The organism is Amycolatopsis sp. NPDC004772 (assembly GCF_053601215.1).
This window is the reverse complement of sequence record NZ_JBSGBK010000066.1, coordinates 1-16,891: the sequence shown is the minus strand read 5'-3', so window position 1 is coordinate 16,891 and position 16,891 is coordinate 1. Positions and strand designations below refer to the sequence as shown.

Genomic DNA, 16,891 nt, shown 5'->3' with positions numbered 1-16,891 from the left:
CTCCTAGCGCGTGACGGGCAGGCCGAGGGCGGTCGCGGCGATCATGTCCCGCTGGATCTCGTTGGTGCCGCCGCCGAAGGTGAGGATCAGCGCCGACCGGTGCAGCCGCTCGATCCGCCCGGCCAATTGCGCCCCCGGCGAGCCTTCGCGGACGACGGCGGCCGCGCCGAGCACCTCCATCAGCAGCCGGTAGGCCTCGATCGCGAACTCCGTGCCGAACACCTTCGTCGCCGACGCCTCGGCCGGGCCGAGCTCGCTGGCCGCGGCCGCCCAGGCGATCCGCCAGTTCCGCAGCTTCAGGTACTCCGCGCCCGCGTGCACCCGCGCCAGGTGCAGCCGCACCCACTCCTGCTCGATGGCGCCGGTCTCCTTCGCCCACTCCAGGACGTCGGCCAGCGCCTTGCGGATCGGCGCCGACGACGTCAGCGCGACGCGCTCGTGGTTGAGCTGGTTGGTGATCAGCGGCCAGCCCGCGTTCTCCTCGGCGACGCGCGCCGACACGGGCACGCGCACGCCGTCGTAGTAGGTCGCGCTCGTCCCGGCGCCCGCGACCGTGTGGACCTTGGTCCACGAGAAGCCTTCCGCGGACGTCGGCACGATGAGCATCGACAGCCCGCGGTGCTTCTTCGCGGACGGATCGGTCCGGACCGCGAGCCAGACGTAGTCGGCGTACTCGATCAGGCTCGTCCACATCTTCTGGCCGGTGACGACGTACTCGTCGCCGTCGCGCTCGGCGCGCGTCCGCAGCGACGCCAGGTCGGTGCCGGCCTCCGGCTCGGAGTAGCCGATCGAGAAGTGCAGCTCGCCCGCGGCGATCTTCGGCAGGTAGAACGCCTTCTGTTCTTCGGTGCCGTAGCGCATGATCGTCGGGCCCACGGTGTTCACCGTCAGGAACGGCACCGGCACCCCGGCGACGGCCGCTTCGTCGGTGAAGATCAGCTGGTCGAGCATCGACCGGCCCTGCCCGCCGTACTCGGGCGGCCAGCCCAGCGCGAGCCAGCCGTCCTTGCCCAGCTGCCGCACGATCTCCTTGTACGCCACGCCATCGCCGTACTCGCCGCCGCCCGAGCGGAGGCCGGCCCGCCGTTCGGGCGTCATCAGCTCGGCGAAGTACTCCCGAAGCTCGGCCGCCAGGGCCTGCTGCTCCGGCGTGTAGTCGATCCGCACCTGTCACCTCGATCCGGCGTTACACTAGAACCTGTTCTAGTTGTACCAGGACTCGCGTGACGGAGGAAGCATGGAGATCGGGGTCGACCGTGAGCTGTGCGAGGCGAACGCGGTGTGCGTGGGGTTCGCGCCCGGGATTTTCGACCTGGATGACGACGAAGAGCTCGTCATCCGGCCCGGCGCGGTGCCGGACGATCAGATAGAACGCGTTTCCGGTGCGATCAAGGGTTGCCCGAAGAACGCCCTGTTCACCATCGGTTAGCGGTGTTCACCGAAGGGCTTGCCTCGAACGAGAACAGATTCTACTGTAGGCGCGAGATCCAGGACTCGGCGAGGAGGTCCCGCGGTGAGCTTGACCGGCAGGACGGCGATCGTCACGGGGGCCGCCGCGGGGCTGGGCCGGGCCGAAGCGCTCGCGCTCGCCGCGGGGGGTGCCACGGTCGTCGTCAACGACATCGGCGAGCCGGAGGACGTCGTCGCCGAGATCGAAGCGGCCGGCGGCCGGGCCGTCGCGGTGGCCGGCGACGTCGGCGAACGCGCCACGGCCGACGCGCTGGTGAGCGCCGCGCTCGACCTCGGCGGGCTCGACATCGTGGTGAACAACGCGGGCGTGCTGCGCGACAAGATGCTGTTCTCGATGTCCGACGACGACTGGGACACCGTGCTGCGCGTGCACCTGCGCGGGCACTTCCTGTTGTCCCGCAACGCCGCGAAGCACTGGCGCGACAAGTCCAAAGCGGACGGCGCGCCGGTGTACGGGCGGCTGGTCAACACCGCGTCCGAGGCGTTCCTCATCGGGTCGCCGGGCCAGCCGAACTACGCCGCCGCGAAGGCGGGCATCACCGCGCTCACCATGTCGGCCGCCCGGAGCCTGGCCAAGTACGGCGTCCGCGCCAACGCGATCTGCCCTCGCGCGCGGACGGCGATGACCGAGGGCGTGTTCGGTGCTCCTCCCGCCGAGGGCGCCGATCCGCTCTCGGTCGAGCACGTCGCCCCCTTCGTCGCCTACCTCGCCTCCCCGGCGGCCGAGCCCGTGAACGGGCAGGTGTTCGTCGTCCACGGCGGCACGGTCGCCCTGGTCGAGCCGCCGCGGATCGAGCAGCGCTGGAAGCTCGACGAGCTCGAGACGTCCCTGAGCAGTTTCTTCGCCGACCGCGACCCCGGCCGGATGTTCGCCGCCACCGAAATCCTGGGAGAGTCATGAGGCTGGACGGGAAGATCGCCCTGATCACCGGCGCGGCGCGCGGGCAGGGCGAGGCCGCCGCGCGCGCGTTCGTCGCCGAGGGCGCCAAGGTGGTGATCGCCGACATCCTCGACGACGAGGGCAAGCAGCTGGCCGCCGACCTCGGCGACCAGGCCGTCTACCAGCACCTCGACGTCGGCGACGAGGACGGCTGGACCGCCGCGGTCGAGCGCGCGACCACCGAGTTCGGCGCGCCGAACGTGCTGGTCAACAACGCCGGCATCCTGCACTTTTCGGAGCTCGGGCAGACGACGCTGGCCGATTACGAGCGCGTGATCCGGGTGAACCAGATCGGGGCGTTTCTCGGGATGCGTTCGGTCGTTGAACCGATGACCGCCGCCGGCGGTGGCTCGATCGTCAACGTGTCCTCTGTGGAGGGTCTGGCCGGGATGCCCTACCTCGTCGCCTACACCGCGAGCAAGTTCGCGATCCGCGGCATGACCAAGGTCGCGGCGATGGAACTCGGCAAGAAGCACATCCGCGTCAACTCGGTGCACCCCGGGGCGATCGACACCAAGATGGTGGAGACCGCGGCGGGCGGCCAGAAAGTCGACATGTCGTACGTCGGGAAGAAGGTCGCGCTGAAGCGGGTCGGGCAGCCCGAGGACGTCGCCAAGCTGGTGTTGTTCCTGGCCAGCGACGAGAGCGCGTACTGCACGGGTGCGGAGTTCGTGGCGGACGGCGGGGCGACGGCGACGCACGCCCTCAACTTCTGAAGGAGAACTGCCGAAGGGGAGAGTGAACACCGCTAACGAAAAGCGGTGACCGGGTGTGGAGAAGACTCGGAGGTCAATGACGACTTACTGGGAGGTGCGATGAGCGGCAACACCGGCACGCTCCCGGGAACCGCGGCGCTGACCCAGGTCGGCCGCCTCGCGACCCTCTCGTGGGAAGTGCTGCGCGCGATCTTCAAGCGCCCCTTCCAGACCCGCGAGTGGATCCAGCAGTGCTGGTTCTTCGCCAGTGTCACGATCCTCCCGACGGCCCTGGTCGCCATCCCGTTCGGCGCGGTGATCGCCCTGCAGCTCGGCTCGCTGACCGCGCAGATCGGCGCCCAGTCGTTCACCGGCGCGGCCAGTGCCCTGGCCATCGTGCAGCAGGCCAGCCCGCTGATCACGGCGTTGCTCGTCGCGGGCGCCGGCGGCAGCGCGGTCTGCGCGGACATCGGCGCGCGCAAGATCCGCGAAGAGATCGACGCCATGGAAGTCCTCGGCGTCAACCCGATCCAGCGCCTCATCGTGCCGCGGGTGCTCGCCGCGATGGTCGTTTCGGTGCTGTTGAACGGCTTGGTCAGCGTGGTCGGCGTGCTCGGCGGCTACTTCTTCAACGTCGTCCTGCAGGGCGGTACGCCCGGTGCGTACCTGGCCAGCTTCAACGCTCTCGCGCAGGTGCCGGACCTGTGGATCAGCGAGATCAAGGCGCTGCTGTACGGCTTCGTCGCCGGGGTCGTCGCCGCCTTCCGCGGGCTGAACCCGGCGGGCGGCCCGAAGGGCGTCGGTGACGCGGTCAACCAGGCCGTCGTGATCACGTTCCTGCTGCTGTTCCTGATCAACGTCGTGCTCACCGCGATCTACCTGCGGATCGTCCCGCCGAAGGCGATGTGATGACCGCGGAACCCCTGGACGCCGACCGGACGCTCGAGTACATCGCGCGCCCGGGCCAGAGCCTGGAAGGGCTCGGCAAGCAGCTGGCGTTCGCCGCGAAAGCGCTCGCCTGGTCGCCGCGCACGATCCGCCGCTACGGCCGGGAAACGCTGCGGCTGCTCACCGAAGTCTGCTTCGGCACCGGCGGCCTCGCGGTCATCGGCGGCACGCTCGGCGTGATGATCGGGATGACGCTGTTCACCGGCCTGATCGTCGGCCTGCAGGGCTACTCCGCGCTCAACCAGCTCGGCACGGCCGCGCTCACCGGGTTCATCTCCGCCTACTTCAACACCCGCGAAGTCGCCCCGCTGTCCGCGGGACTCGCCTTGAGCGCGACCGTCGGCTGCGGCTTCACCGCCCAGCTCGGCGCGATGCGGATTTCCGAGGAGATCGACGCCCTGGAAGTCATGGGCGTGCCGAGCATGCCGTACCTGGTGACGACCCGGGTGCTCGCCGGCGTCGCCGCGGTGATCCCGCTGTACGCGGTCGGCCTGCTGTCGAGCTACCTCGCGTCCCGGCAGATCACCATCTGGCTCTACGGCCAGTCCGCGGGCACCTACGACCACTACTTCACGCTCTTCCTGCCGCCCGGCGACGTCCTGTGGTCGTTCGGGAAGGTGATCGTGTTCAGCGTGCTCGTGATCCTGTCCCACTGCTATTACGGCTTCCACGCCAGCGGTGGCCCGGCCGGCGTCGGGGTGGCGGTGGGCCGCGCGGTGCGGACGTCGATCGTGCTGATCTCGGTGCTGGACTTCTTCCTGTCCCTCGCCATCTGGGGCGCGAACACCACGGTGAGGATCTCGGGATGAGGCGCGAGCTCTGGCAGCGGCTCCGGTACCAGGTGCTGGGGCTGGTCTTCCTGCTCGTCGCCGCCCTGTTCATCGCGCTCACGCTCGCCGTCTACCACAAGGCGTTCACGCCGGTGACGCTCGTGAAGCTGGAGACCGACCGGGTCGGCAGCCAGCTGCGCACCGGCGGCGACGTCAAGGTCCGCGGCATGCTCGTCGGCGAGGTCCGGTCGGTGCTGGCGAAGGGCGACCACGCCGAGCTGGAGCTGGCCCTCGACCCGGACAAGACACACGTCATCCCGAAGAACGTCTCCGCGCGGCTGCTGCCGAAAACGCTCTTCGGCGAGCGGTACGTGGCCCTGCAGCTGCCCGAGACGTCGGACGGCCCGATCGAGGCCGGTGACGTCATCCCGCAGGACCGCAGCAGTGCGGCGATCGAGCTGCAGAAGGTCCTCGACGACGTGATGCCGCTGCTGCAGGCGGTCCAGCCCGAAAAGCTGTCGAGCACGCTCACCGCGGTGGCGACCGCGCTCGACGGCCGTGGCAAGCAGCTCGGCGACACCCTCGTCCAGCTGAGCGACTACCTCGGCAAGCTGAACCCGTCGCTGCCGGACGTCAAGGCCGACATCACCGGTCTCGCCAACGTCGCGAACACCTACGACCAGGCGGCGCCGGACATCCTGCAGGCGTTGTCGGACCTGACGACGACCAGCCGGACGATCGTCGACCAGCGCGCCCAGCTGAGCGACCTCTACGCCACCGTCACCGCCGCTTCGGTGGACCTCACGAGCTTCCTCCAGGTGAACAAGGACAACCTGATCCGGCTCACCACGGCCATCCAGCCGACGCTGGACGTCCTCGCGAAGTACGCGCCCGAGTACCCGTGCCTGATGCGCCAGCTCGCCGAGTCGGTGCCGCGGGCGGAACTGGCGTTCGGCAAAGGCACCGCGCACCCGGAGGTCAGCCGGGTCACCATCGAGTTCGCCGCCAGCCGCGGCAAGTACCTGCCCGGCGTCGACGAGCCGAAGTACGAGGACAAGCGCGGCCCGCGCTGCTACCCGAGCGTCCCGCACCCCGGCGTGTGGCCGCAGTACCCGCCCGACGGCCCGATCGAGGACGGCTCCAGCAAGCCCCCGCCGCCGAAGTACCCGCCCGAGACGTTGCCCGCCGGCGGGGGCGCCATCGGCGGCGACGGCACGATCGTCGGCTCGGCCTACGAAAACGACCTGATCGACCTGCTCGCCTCGCCCGCGCTCGGCACCGCGCCCGGTGCCGTGCCCGGGTGGGCCGGCCTGCTCGTCGGGCCGCTCTACCGCGGGGCGGAGGTGGAGCTCAAGTGAGGAGTTTCGTCCCGTCGCTGATCAAGCTGGGCGTCTTCGCGGTCGTCACCGTGCTGCTCACCGGGATCCTGGCGGCCACCATCGCGAACACGAACTTCGGCGAGACGTCCGGCTACCTGGCGAAGTTCACCGACGCGTCCGGCCTCAAGGAAGGCGACGACGTCCGCATCGCCGGCGTCAAGGTCGGCCAGGTCGACGCGATCGAGGTGGTCGAAGGAGACCGGAACCTGGCCCAGGTCCGGTTCGATGTCGAGCACACCTACCGGCTGCCGGAGACGGTGACCGCGACGATCAAGTACCGCAACCTCGTCGGCCAGCGCTACCTCGCGCTCGGCACCGACGTCCCGGGCGACAAGGCGTTGCCGGACGGCGGCACGATCCCGCCGGAGCGCACCAAACCCGCGTTGAACCTGACCGTGCTGTTCAACGGCTTCAAGCCGCTGTTCAAGGCGCTGAGCCCGAAGGACGTCAACCAGCTGTCGGCCGAGATCATCAGCGTCTTCCAGGGCGAGGGCGGCACGATCACCAGCCTGTTGCAGCACACCGCGTCCCTGACGACGGCGATCGCGCGCAAGGACCAGGTGATCGGCCAGGTCATCGCCAACCTCAACACCGTCCTCGGCACGGTCAACGCCCACGGTCCGCAGCTCGGCGACCTCATCGAGCAGACGCAGAAGCTGGTCAGCGGGCTGGCCGAGCAGCGCAAGCCGATCGGTGACGCGGTCAGCGCGCTCGGCGACCTGGCGGTGTCGACCACCGGGCTCCTGGCCGACGCGCGCCCGGCGCTCAAGGACGACGTGGCCCAGCTCGGGGTGCTGTCGCAGAACCTCGGCGACTCCGGTGTGCTGCTCAACCACCTCCTGGAGGTGCTGCCGGGCAACCTGCAGAAGTTCACCCGGACCCTGAGCTACGGCAGCTGGTTCAACTACTACCTGTGCGGGATCACCGGCACCATCGGCATTTCCTCGCTCGACATCACGCTGCCGATCATCCCGATCCCGGGTACGCAGCGCGCGGAGAGGTGTGGTCCGTGAAGCCGCTGAAGGAACGCAACCAGGCCGCGGTCGGCGCGGTCGCGCTCGTGCTGATCGTGCTCGTCACGGCCACGACGTACTTCTCCGACCAGCTCCCGTTCTTCGGCAACGGCACGACGTATTCGGCGTACTTCGGCGAGTCCGCCGGGCTGGCGCCGGACAACGAGGTCGAGGTCGCCGGCGTCAAGGTCGGCACGGTGTCATCGGTGAAGCTGGCGGGCAAACAGGTCCTGGTGAAGTTCCGGGTCAAGGACGTCCGGGTCGGGGACGCGACGACGGCGTCGATCGAGATCAAGACGCTGCTGGGGGAGAAGTACCTGGCGCTCGACCCGAAGGGCGACGGTGCGCAGGAGCCGAACGCGACCATCCCGCAGGCGCGCACCAGGACGCCGTTCCAGCTGCAGGACGCCTTCGAGCAGCTGTCGACGACGGTCGGCGACATCGACACGAAACAGCTGGCGGACAGCTTCAACGCGCTTTCCGACAGTCTCAAGGACAGCCCGCAGTACCTGAAGGACACGCTGACCGGCCTGTCGTCCTTGGCCAAGACGGTGTCCTCCCGCGACGCCGACCTGCACACGCTGCTCGCCAACACGAGCCAGGTGTCGAAGACCCTGTCCGACCGCAACGCCCAGCTCCAGCGCGTGATCAGCGACGGCAACCTGCTGCTCACCGAGCTGCAGAACCGCAAGCAGGCCATCAACGCCCTGCTCACCGGCACCCAGCAGCTTTCGCAGCAGCTGACCGGGCTCGTCCAGGACAACCGCGCGCAGCTCAAGCCGACGCTGGAGAAGCTCGGGAAGGTGACCGACATCCTGCAGCGCAACCAGGGCAACCTCGACAAGAGCCTGCAGCTGATGGCGCCGTTCGCCCGGGTCGGCGCGAACGCCACCGGCAACGGCCGCTGGTTCGAGGGCTACCTGTGCGGGCTGCTGCCGCCGACGATCACCGTGGGCGGGCTGCACATCAACCCCGAAGGCTGCACCCCGCCGATCGCGGCGCCGAACCAGGGGGTGGGCCGCCGATGACCATCCACACCGCCCGCGGCCGCAGCCTGGTGACCTGGCTGGCGTTCGCCTGCATCCTCGCGCTGATCGTCACCGCCGGGCTCTACCTGGTGTTCCGGGCGTCGAACGGCACCAAGCTGTCCGCGTACTTCGGCAAGACCGTCGGGCTGTACGCGGGTTCGTCGGTGCGGGTGCTCGGCGTGCCGGTCGGCGAGGTCACCGACGTGACGCCGGAGGGGGACGCGGTCCGCGTGGACATGCGCGTCGACGACGTGTCGCTGCCCGCCGACGTCGGCGCGGTCGTCGTGGCGCCGAGCCTGGTCAGCGACCGGTACGTCCAGCTGACCCCGGCCTACGACAGCGGTCCCGTGCTCGCATCGGGGACGGTACTCGCGAAGGACCGTACGGCCACGCCGGTGGAACTGGACGACCTGTATTCGAGCCTGGACAAACTGTCGACGGCGCTGGGCCCGAACGGCGCCAACAAGGACGGAGCGCTGTCCGGCGTCCTGGACACCGCGGCGAACACGTTGAAGGGCAACGGCGCTTCGCTGAATTCGACCGTCGGGCAGCTGGCCGAGCTCGCGAAGACCCTCGACGGCTCGAAGGACGACCTGTTCTCGACCGTGCAGAACCTCGACTCCTTCACCGGTGCGCTGGCCCAGAGCGACCAGCAGCTCAACGAGTTCTATGGCCGCGTCGCCGACGTCAGCCGGTTCCTCGCCGCCGACTCGTCCGAAGTCGGCGCCGCGTTGCAGTCCCTCGGGGGCGCGCTCGGCGACGTCCAGCAGTTCGTCAGCGACAACAAGACGGCCTTGGAGTCCAATGTGGACAAGCTGGCGTCGCTGTCGAAGGTCCTGGTCGACCAGCGTGCCGCGCTCGCCGAGGTGCTCGACATCGCGCCGACCGGCGCCACCAACTTCATCAACTCCTACGACGCGGCGTCGGGCACCATCGCCGTCCGCGACAACCTGAACGAGCTGACCAACCCGCCGATCCTCACCGCGTGCCGCCTGATCAGCTCGTTCACGCCCAAGGAAGTCCCCGACACCCTCGGCACCATCTGCAAGCAGCTGGCCCCGGTCCTCGACGGCGCATTGAAGCTGCCGACCATCCCGCAGGTGCTGAATTCGCTGCAGAACGGGACGCTGCCGCCGTTGCCGCTCCCGCTCGTCGACGTCATGGAGCAGCTTTCGGGCGGTGCCAAGTGAAGCGGCTCGCGGGGGTGCTCGCCGGGGTGCTCGTGCTGGCGGCCTGCAGCGACGGCGGGTTCAACGGTCTCTACGGCACGCCGCTGCCGGGCGGCGCGGACGTCGGCGACCACCCGTACCACGTCACCGCGCTGTTCACCGACGTGCTCGACCTGGTGCCGCAGTCGAGCGTCAAGGTCAACGACGTCGCGGTGGGGCGGGTCGACAAGATCACCCTGACGCCGGACACGCGCTCGGCGCTGGTGGCGATGACCGTCAACGGCGACATCACGCTGCCCGCCAACGCGCGTGCCGAGCTGAAGCAGTCTTCGCTGCTGGGGGAGAAGTTCGTCGAGCTGAGCGTGCCCACGGCGGAACCCGCGTCGGGGAAGCTCGCCGACGGCGGGCAGATCCCGCTCGGGCGGACCAACCGCAACCCCGAGGTCGAGGAGGTGCTCGGCGCGCTTTCGCTGCTGCTCAACGGCGGCGGCGTCGAGCAGATCCAGAAGATCAGCCACGAGCTGAACGACGCGCTGTCCGGGAACGAGCCGGAGATCCGCGCGCTGCTGTCCCGGGTGGACGAACTGGCCACTCAGCTCGACGGGCACAAGACGGAAATCCTGCGGGCGATCGACGGTCTCGCGAAGCTCTCGAAGACGTTGACCGGCCAGACGCAGAACCTGACCAATGCGCTGGACAACCTCGCGCCGGGCCTGAAGGTGGTCACGGACCAGCGCGACCAGCTCGTGGGCATGCTGAACGCGCTCGACACGCTGTCCGGCGTCGCGGTGGACACCGTGACGAAGAGCCGCGACCAGCTCGTCGCGAACCTCAAGGCCCTGCAGCCGACGTTGACGAAGCTCGGCGAGGCCGGCGCCAACCTGCCGAACGCGTTGCAGATCCTGCTGACGTATCCGTTCCCGGACTACGCGGGCAACGTGATCAAGGGCGACTACGCGAACGTCGAGGCGAACGTGAACCTCGACCTGGACGTGCTGATCTCGAACTTCACGAACTCGTCGCAGCCGCCGATCGCCCTGCCGTCCGGCCGGCCGTCCGCGGTTGCGCCCCCGCTGCCGCTGCCCGACCTGGGCACGGTCCCACCGGCGGCCGGTCCCGGCCTGCTGGGCGGCCTGCTCGGGCTGATCGGGGGCGGCCGGTGACCCGCAAGATCCGGATCCAGCTCTTCGCGTTCGTCGTCATCGCGGTGGTCTCGGTCGTCTACGCCGGCGGCCGGTACGCGGGGCTGGACCGGCTGTTCGGCAACCGCGGCTACGTCGTCACGGCGCAGCTGACCGACTCCGGCGGCATCTTCGTCAACTCCGAGGTCGCCTACCGCGGGGTCACGGTCGGGCGGGTGACGTCGATGACGCTGACCGAGCACGGCGTCGACGTCGCCCTGGACATCGACGCGGGCGCCCCGGACATCCCGGCCGACGCGCACGCGCAGGTGGCGAACCGCTCGGCGGTGGGGGAGCAGTTCGTGGACCTGCTGCCGCAACACAACGGCGGCCCGTTCCTGACGGACGGCTCGGTGATCACGGCGGACAAGACCTCGCTGCCGCCGTCGCCGGACACGGTGCTGACCCACCTCGACGACCTGGTCGCGAGCGTGCACCCGGAGTCGCTGCGGACGGTCGTCGACGAGACGTACAACGCGTTCGCGGGGGCGGGGCCGGAACTGCAGCAGCTCCTGGACAGCACGGGCTCGCTGACGGCGGTGGCCGCGCAGTACGTGCCGCAGACGCAGGGGCTGCTGGCGAACTCGCGGATCGTGCTGGGCACCCAGGAACGCCAGGCGGCGAACATCACCGACTTCGCTTCGGGGCTGCGCACGATCGCCGGTCAGCTGAAGAAGTCGGATCCGGACCTGCGGCGGGTGATCGCGCAGGCGCCGCAGCTGGGCCGGCAGATCAGCGACGTGCTGGCCGCGTCGGGGACGGACCTGGGCGTCCTGTTCGCCAACCTGCTGACCACGGCGCAGATCACGACGTCCCGGACGGACTCGATCGAGGAGCTGCTGGTCGCTTATCCGATCATCTCGGCGTTCTCGCCGTCGACGTCCCCGGACGGCACCGGTCACCTGGGTGTGGTGTTCAACTTCTTCGACCCGGCCTCGTGCACGAAGGGGTACGAAGGGACGAAGCAGCGTCCGGCGAACGATGAGTCGGAGGCGCCAGTCAACATGAACGCGTACTGCGCCGAGCCGCCCGGGAGCCCGACCGGGGTGCGGGGCGCGCAGAACGCGCCGTACGCGGGGAAGCCGCCCGCGATCCCGGCGGCACCTTCGCAGACCGCTTCTGCCACGCCTGCGCCGTTGCCGGGAATGCTGAGCCTGCTGACCGGGCCGTCCGCGGGCGGCCTCGGCCGGTTGCTGGGCGCGCCGTGACCCAGCGGCTCCTGGTGGTTCTGGCGGCGTTGTCGATCCTGGCGGCGGCGTTCGCGGGCTGGTCCTGGTGGCGCGCGGCTGCGGACGATTCCTCGGCACGCGGCCGTTCGCGCGACGACGTGCTCGCGGCGGCCGGCCCGGCGCTGGTCACGTTGAACACGATCGACTACCGCACGGCGGCGGCGGACGTGGACCGCTGGATAGCGGCGACGACGGGCCAGTACGGAAAGGACCTGACGGGCGACCGCCAGCTGCAGATCGACCGGGCGGTCACGGCCCGCACGGTTTCCTCGGCATCGCTGGTCCAGGCGGCGGTGACGGAGATCGATCCCGCTCGTGGTTCCGCGCGTCTTCTGGCGGTTTTGGACGTGCGCGTGTCGACGGGTGGTGGCGCGGTTTCGCCGCGTCTCAACCGCCTGACGGTGGACGTGTCCCGCTCCCCGTCCGGCTGGAAGATCGCGGCAGTCCAGGCGGCGGGCTCATGACGCGCGTCCTGGTCCTGGTGGTGGCACTGGCATTGGGCTGCACGGCGTGGTTCGGCATCGAAGCGGCTTCGCTGTCCCCGGGGGACAACCAGGCGTTGGTGGACGTGCAGGCCACTTCGGACGTTTCGTCTCAGGTGAGCGACGCGGTGAAGGCGGTGTTCTCGTACGACTACGCGAACCTGCCCCGCACCGAGCGCGCGGCCGCGGAGGTTTTGACGGGGGATGCGGTCCGGCAGTACTCGACGCAGTTCGCCTCGGCACGAACGCGAGCCACGGCGGAGAAGCTGACCCGGACCACGACGGTGCGGGCAGTGGGGGTGCGATCGTTGCGAGGGGATTCCGCGGATCTGCTGCTGTTCCTGGACCAGCAGACGGTGGCCCAGGGCGGGGGAGCACCGACGTCGTCGGTGGCCCAGCTCGCGGTGACGGCGAAACGCGTGGACGGGCGTTGGAAGCTGGCGACCCTGACGGCGCTCTAACCGTCCCAAACGGCCGCGCCCTGGCGCAAAACCTCCACCTCGGACCGCTCCTCGACCGGCCACAGCTCCACCACGTACCGGTAGTGCTCCCCGAACTCGTGCTCGTTCCACGTCACCGCGGGCGGACCCGCAGGCACGTACGACACCCGCGCCCGGTACAACCCGGGCAGCACCGAAAAGAACTTCTCCTGCGACGGGTAGTCCGAAGGCCCGGAAATCACCAGCCGGCCGCTCGGAACCGGAAGGTCCGCTTCCACCACGTGCTCGGCGTCCGGCAGGAGAGCGGGCGGCGAGGGCGCCAGCGTCACCGATGACTCGACCACGTCCGACCGCGCCGTCGCGATGGCGAGGCCGGCCGGCTCGGCCCCGATCCGGTGAAGCTCCACCGCGCAAGCAGTCCAGCCGCTGCCCGTCAACCGGGCGGAAGAATCCCGGATCGTGAACTGCCGCTGGTCGGCATGGACGACGAGATGCACACCAACCACCCTAGCCAGGACCCGCCCCGAAATGGTATCGACGGCGGGTTTAGCGTTGAGGCCATGACCACTGCTTCCGTCGACGTCGACACGGCCCGCAGCGACTACGCGGCCCTGGTCGGCCGAGGCCTCTCCCTGGACATCACCCGCGGCAAGCCGTCCCCGCAGCAGCTCGACCTCTCGAACGCGCTGCTCTCCCTCCCGGGCGACGGCACCTTCAAGGCCGAGGACGGCACCGACGTCCGCAACTACGGTGGCCTCAACGGCCTGCCCGAGCTGCGCCGCATCTTCGCCGCCGCGCTGCAGGTGCCCGCCGGGCAGCTGCTCGCCGCCGGCAACTCGAGCCTCGAGCTGATGCACGACGCCGTCGTCCAGGCGCTGCTGAGCAAGCTGCCCGGCGCCGAGCGCCGCTGGGCCGACGAGCCGCAGGTGAAGTTCCTCGCCCCCGTCCCGGGTTACGACCGCCACTTCGCGCTCACCGAGCGCTTCGGCATCGAGCTCGTCCCGGTCGACATGACCGACGAGGGCCCCGACATGGACGCCGTCGAGACGCTGGTCGCCGAGGACCCCACCGTCAAGGGCATCTGGTGCGTCCCCAAGTACAGCAACCCCACCGGGGTCACGTTCAGTGACGACGTCGTCAAGCGGCTCGCCACCATGCGCACCGCGGCGCCGGACTTCCGGATCTTCTGGGACAACGCCTACGCCGTGCACCACCTCACCGACGACGAGCCGGAGCTGGCCGACCTCCTGGCCCTGGCCACCGAGGCCGGCAACGCCGACCGCGTCTTCGTCTTCGGCTCCACCTCGAAGATCACCCTCGCCGGCGCCGGCGTCGGCTTCTTCGGCGCGTCCGAGGCCAACCTCGCCTGGTGGACCGGCAACACCGGCAAGCGCACCATCGGCCCGGACAAGGTCAACCAGCTGCGCCACGCGCACTTCCTCAAGGACGAGGACGGCGTCCGCGCCCACATGCGCAAGCACGCCGAGATCATCGGCCCGAAGTTCGCGGCCGTCGACCGCATCCTCACCGAGGAGCTGGCCGACCTGGCGTCCTGGACCAAGCCGACCGGCGGGTACTTCATCACGCTGACCGTCCCGCAGGGCACCGCGAAGGAGGTCGTGCGGCTGGCGAAGGAAGCCGGGGTCGCGCTGACCCCCGCCGGGGCGACCCACCCGCACGGGAACGACCCGGCCGACGCCGTCATCCGGATCGCGCCGACCTTCCCGAAGCTCGAAGAGGTCGAAGAGGCCGTCCGCGCGCTCGCCGTGTGCGTCCGGCTCGCCGTCGCGCAGCGCGGCTGACCTGGGCAAACGCAAGTCGATCAAAATTTTTCCCGTTTTGACCGAGCCGGGGGACGCCCAGGTACGTATGACCGGTGGGTGAGGTGGACGAACTCGTCACGAGAGGACGTCCCCCGGTGTTCGGAAAACGCTACACAGAGCAGCTGATCGAGCGCAGCGCGGAGAACGCGACCGACCGCCGCCGCTTCCTCAAGGCTGCGGGAGCGGCGGGGCTCGGCGTCGCGGGTGCCGGTGCGCTCGGCACGGCGCTGTCGCTGGGCCTCGGCTCGGCCGGTGCCACTTCGCAGTACGGCGCGCAGGGAGGTGACGCGGGGAAGGAGGCGGCGAGTGACGCCGCGGTGCTGAACTTCGCGCTGAACCTCGAGTACCTCGAGGCGAACCTGTACTCCTTCGCCGCCTACGGCTACGGGCTGAACGAGAAGTACGTCAACGGCGTCGGCAACCTGGGCAAGGTCTCCGGCGGGCACGGCGTCAAGTTCAAGAGCGAGCACACCAAGCAGATCGTCCAGGAGATCGCCGGCGACGAGGTCGCCCACGTGAACTTCCTGCGCAAGGCGCTGGACAAGGCCGCCGTCGCGCAGCCGGAGATCGACTTCCAGAACAGCTTCACCGCGGCCATGCAGGCGGCCGGGGTGATCCAGAAGGGTCAGACGTTCGACCCGTTCGGCAGCGAGAACAACTTCCTGCTCGCGGCCTACCTGTTCGAGGACGTCGGGGTGTCGGCCTACAAAGGCGCGGCGCCGCTGGTGAACAACAAGACGTTCCTCGACGCGGCGGCGGGCATCCTCGCGGTCGAGGCCTACCACGCCGGGATCATCCGGTCCGCCCTGTTCGAGCGCGGCCTCGGCGACGTCACGAACAAGATGTCCGACGCCCGCGACAGCCTCGACGGCAAGGCCGACGACGACGAAGGCGTCATCAAGAACGGCAAGGCGAACCTCGTCCCGGCCGACGCCAACGGCATCGCGTTCGGGCGCTCCGCCGAGCGCGTGCTCAACATCGCGTACCTCAACCCGGACAAGGTGTCCTCGGGTGGCTTCTACCCGCGCGGCCTGAACGGCGACATCGCCACCAGCGGTGCGAAGGAGAAGTAGGCACCGCGTGCCGCCGTCACGGTAACGTCGACGACGGCGGCACGCGGAGTCGACGGGGGGACGCGAAGTGCGGGTATTGGTCGCGGGTGGCGGGATCTCGGGCACGGTCACGGCGATGGCGCTGAAGCTCGCCGGGCACGAGCCGATCGTGTACGAGGCCTACCCGGCCGGTGGGGACGACATCGGCGCGTTCCTCACGATCATGCACAACGGCATGGACGCCCTGCGCGCGATCGGCGCCGACCGGCCGGTGATCGACGCCTCCTTCGCGGCGTACGGCGTCGAGCTCGTCGCCCCGAACGGGGAGACCGTGGGGCGGCGCGAGTTCGACACCGAAGGCCTCGACGGGCCGCGCACCCTGACCCGCGCCACGCTCTACCGCGTCCTGCAGGACGAGGCCACGCGCCGCGGGGTCCCGCTGGAGCGCGGCCGCCGCCTGGTGAGTGCCCGGTCCGGCCCGGGCGGAATCACGGCGGAGTTCGCCGACGGCACCACCGCGACCGGCGACGTCCTCGTCGGCGCGGACGGCCTCCGCTCGGTCGTCCGGCGGCTGATCGACCCGGCCGCCGACGAGCCCCGCTACACCGGGCTGACCGTCGTCTACGGCTACACCCGCGCGGGCGGGCTGCCCGCCGTGCCGGGGATCTACCGGATGGTCCGCGGCAGCCGGGCCGCCTTCGGGTTCACCACGGACGCCGGCGGCGCCACCTTCTGGTTCGCCCGCATCCCGGACGCCGAGCGGCCCCGCGAGGAAATCGCGGCGGTCACCCCGGCGGGCTGGCGCGAGTTCGCCCACGCGGCCTTCGCCGGCGACCCGTTGCCGTGTGCGGACATCATCGCGGCCACCGGGGACGAGGTCTTCGGCGGACACTCGTACGACGTCCCGGAGACCCGCGTCTGGTCGACGCCCGAGATGGTCCTGACGGGCGACGCCGCCCACGCCGCGTCCCCGGCCGCGGGCCAGGGCGCGTCGATGGCCCTGGAGGACAGCGTCGTGCTGGCGCAGTGCCTGCGCGACCTGCCGGACCCGGCCGCGGCTTTCGCCGCGTACGAGGGGTTGCGGCGAGAGCGCGTCGAGAAGCTGGTGAAGGCGAGCGCGGGCGGCGACGTCGGCGAGGAGCGCGGCTGGCTGTACTCGCACCACATCGACTGGGACGCGAAGATCACCGCCTAGCCCCCGCCCCAAACGCCCCAATGTGGCGTTGGTTGCGTCCAACGCACCCAATGTGGCGTTCGGTGCGTCCAACGCAC

At 70.0% G+C, this 16,891-nt stretch carries 18 protein-coding genes; 16 read left to right on the top strand and 2 right to left on the bottom strand.

Annotated features, from left to right (window positions below; genetic code table 11):
- Positions 1-3: 3 nt before the first annotated feature.
- Positions 4-1,167 carry an acyl-CoA dehydrogenase family protein gene (locus ACWEF6_RS30905; protein ID WP_449686164.1) on the bottom strand — a complete coding sequence of 388 codons (1,164 nt, stop codon included), beginning with the start codon at positions 1,165-1,167 and terminating at the stop codon, positions 4-6.
- A gap of 70 nt (positions 1,168-1,237) precedes the next feature.
- Between ACWEF6_RS30905 and ACWEF6_RS30900 the strand changes: the two genes are divergently transcribed.
- The 13 genes from ACWEF6_RS30900 (at position 1,238) to ACWEF6_RS30840 (ending at position 12,765) form a co-directional block, all read left to right on the top strand.
- A complete protein-coding gene (locus tag ACWEF6_RS30900) occupies positions 1,238-1,429 on the top strand; it encodes a ferredoxin (RefSeq protein ID WP_449686163.1) in 192 nt (63 codons plus the stop codon).
- A gap of 84 nt (positions 1,430-1,513) precedes the next feature.
- A complete protein-coding gene (locus ACWEF6_RS30895; protein WP_449686162.1) occupies positions 1,514-2,371 on the top strand; it encodes a 3-oxoacyl-ACP reductase in 858 nt (285 codons plus the stop codon).
- On the top strand, positions 2,368-3,126 hold the full coding sequence (locus ACWEF6_RS30890) for a glucose 1-dehydrogenase (RefSeq protein ID WP_449686161.1): 759 nt from the start codon (positions 2,368-2,370) through the stop codon (positions 3,124-3,126). The genes ACWEF6_RS30895 and ACWEF6_RS30890 overlap by 4 nt, the downstream gene beginning before the upstream one ends.
- Before the next feature lie 99 nt (positions 3,127-3,225).
- Complete coding sequence (locus ACWEF6_RS30885; protein ID WP_449686160.1) at positions 3,226-4,014, top strand: MlaE family ABC transporter permease; 789 nt, start codon at positions 3,226-3,228, stop codon at positions 4,012-4,014.
- The gene (locus ACWEF6_RS30880) at positions 4,014-4,862 is read left to right on the top strand and encodes an MlaE family ABC transporter permease (protein WP_449686159.1); all 849 of its coding nucleotides are present in this window, start codon (positions 4,014-4,016) and stop codon (positions 4,860-4,862) included. Before ACWEF6_RS30885 ends, ACWEF6_RS30880 begins: the two co-directional genes overlap by 1 nt.
- Positions 4,859-6,181: an MCE family protein gene (locus tag ACWEF6_RS30875; protein WP_449686158.1), complete on the top strand. Its 1,323-nt coding sequence runs from the start codon at positions 4,859-4,861 to the stop codon at positions 6,179-6,181. Before ACWEF6_RS30880 ends, ACWEF6_RS30875 begins: the two co-directional genes overlap by 4 nt.
- Positions 6,178-7,215, top strand: a complete 1,038-nt coding sequence (locus ACWEF6_RS30870; protein WP_449686157.1) for an MCE family protein — start codon at positions 6,178-6,180, stop codon at positions 7,213-7,215. Before ACWEF6_RS30875 ends, ACWEF6_RS30870 begins: the two co-directional genes overlap by 4 nt.
- A complete protein-coding gene (locus ACWEF6_RS30865; RefSeq protein WP_449686156.1) occupies positions 7,212-8,243 on the top strand; it encodes an MlaD family protein in 1,032 nt (343 codons plus the stop codon). The genes ACWEF6_RS30870 and ACWEF6_RS30865 overlap by 4 nt, the downstream gene beginning before the upstream one ends.
- Positions 8,240-9,433, top strand: coding sequence for an MCE family protein (locus tag ACWEF6_RS30860; protein ID WP_449686155.1), 1,194 nt, complete (start codon positions 8,240-8,242; stop codon positions 9,431-9,433). Before ACWEF6_RS30865 ends, ACWEF6_RS30860 begins: the two co-directional genes overlap by 4 nt.
- The gene (locus ACWEF6_RS30855; RefSeq protein ID WP_449686154.1) at positions 9,430-10,575 is read left to right on the top strand and encodes an MCE family protein; all 1,146 of its coding nucleotides are present in this window, start codon (positions 9,430-9,432) and stop codon (positions 10,573-10,575) included. The genes ACWEF6_RS30860 and ACWEF6_RS30855 overlap by 4 nt, the downstream gene beginning before the upstream one ends.
- Positions 10,572-11,801 carry an MCE family protein gene (locus ACWEF6_RS30850; RefSeq protein WP_449686153.1) on the top strand — a complete coding sequence of 410 codons (1,230 nt, stop codon included), beginning with the start codon at positions 10,572-10,574 and terminating at the stop codon, positions 11,799-11,801. The genes ACWEF6_RS30855 and ACWEF6_RS30850 overlap by 4 nt, the downstream gene beginning before the upstream one ends.
- Positions 11,798-12,286: a hypothetical protein gene (locus tag ACWEF6_RS30845; protein WP_449686152.1), complete on the top strand. Its 489-nt coding sequence runs from the start codon at positions 11,798-11,800 to the stop codon at positions 12,284-12,286. The genes ACWEF6_RS30850 and ACWEF6_RS30845 overlap by 4 nt, the downstream gene beginning before the upstream one ends.
- On the top strand, positions 12,283-12,765 hold the full coding sequence (locus ACWEF6_RS30840; RefSeq protein ID WP_449686151.1) for a hypothetical protein: 483 nt from the start codon (positions 12,283-12,285) through the stop codon (positions 12,763-12,765). The genes ACWEF6_RS30845 and ACWEF6_RS30840 overlap by 4 nt, the downstream gene beginning before the upstream one ends.
- Here ACWEF6_RS30840 and ACWEF6_RS30835 read toward each other — a convergent pair.
- The gene (locus tag ACWEF6_RS30835; protein ID WP_449686150.1) at positions 12,762-13,241 is read right to left on the bottom strand and encodes a hypothetical protein; all 480 of its coding nucleotides are present in this window, start codon (positions 13,239-13,241) and stop codon (positions 12,762-12,764) included. The two genes, ACWEF6_RS30840 and ACWEF6_RS30835, sit on opposite strands and share 4 nt — an antisense overlap.
- Positions 13,242-13,304: 63 nt before the next feature.
- Between ACWEF6_RS30835 and ACWEF6_RS30830 the strand changes: the two genes are divergently transcribed.
- The 3 genes from ACWEF6_RS30830 to ACWEF6_RS30820 all read left to right on the top strand — a co-directional run bounded on the left by ACWEF6_RS30830 (position 13,305) and on the right by ACWEF6_RS30820 (position 16,814).
- On the top strand, positions 13,305-14,546 hold the full coding sequence (locus tag ACWEF6_RS30830; RefSeq protein ID WP_310976346.1) for an aminotransferase class I/II-fold pyridoxal phosphate-dependent enzyme: 1,242 nt from the start codon (positions 13,305-13,307) through the stop codon (positions 14,544-14,546).
- A gap of 116 nt (positions 14,547-14,662) precedes the next feature.
- A complete protein-coding gene (locus tag ACWEF6_RS30825; RefSeq protein WP_310976345.1) occupies positions 14,663-15,640 on the top strand; it encodes a ferritin-like domain-containing protein in 978 nt (325 codons plus the stop codon).
- 67 nt (positions 15,641-15,707) lie between these two features.
- Complete coding sequence (locus ACWEF6_RS30820; protein ID WP_449686149.1) at positions 15,708-16,814, top strand: FAD-dependent oxidoreductase; 1,107 nt, start codon at positions 15,708-15,710, stop codon at positions 16,812-16,814.
- The last annotated feature ends 77 nt before the right edge of the window (positions 16,815-16,891 follow it).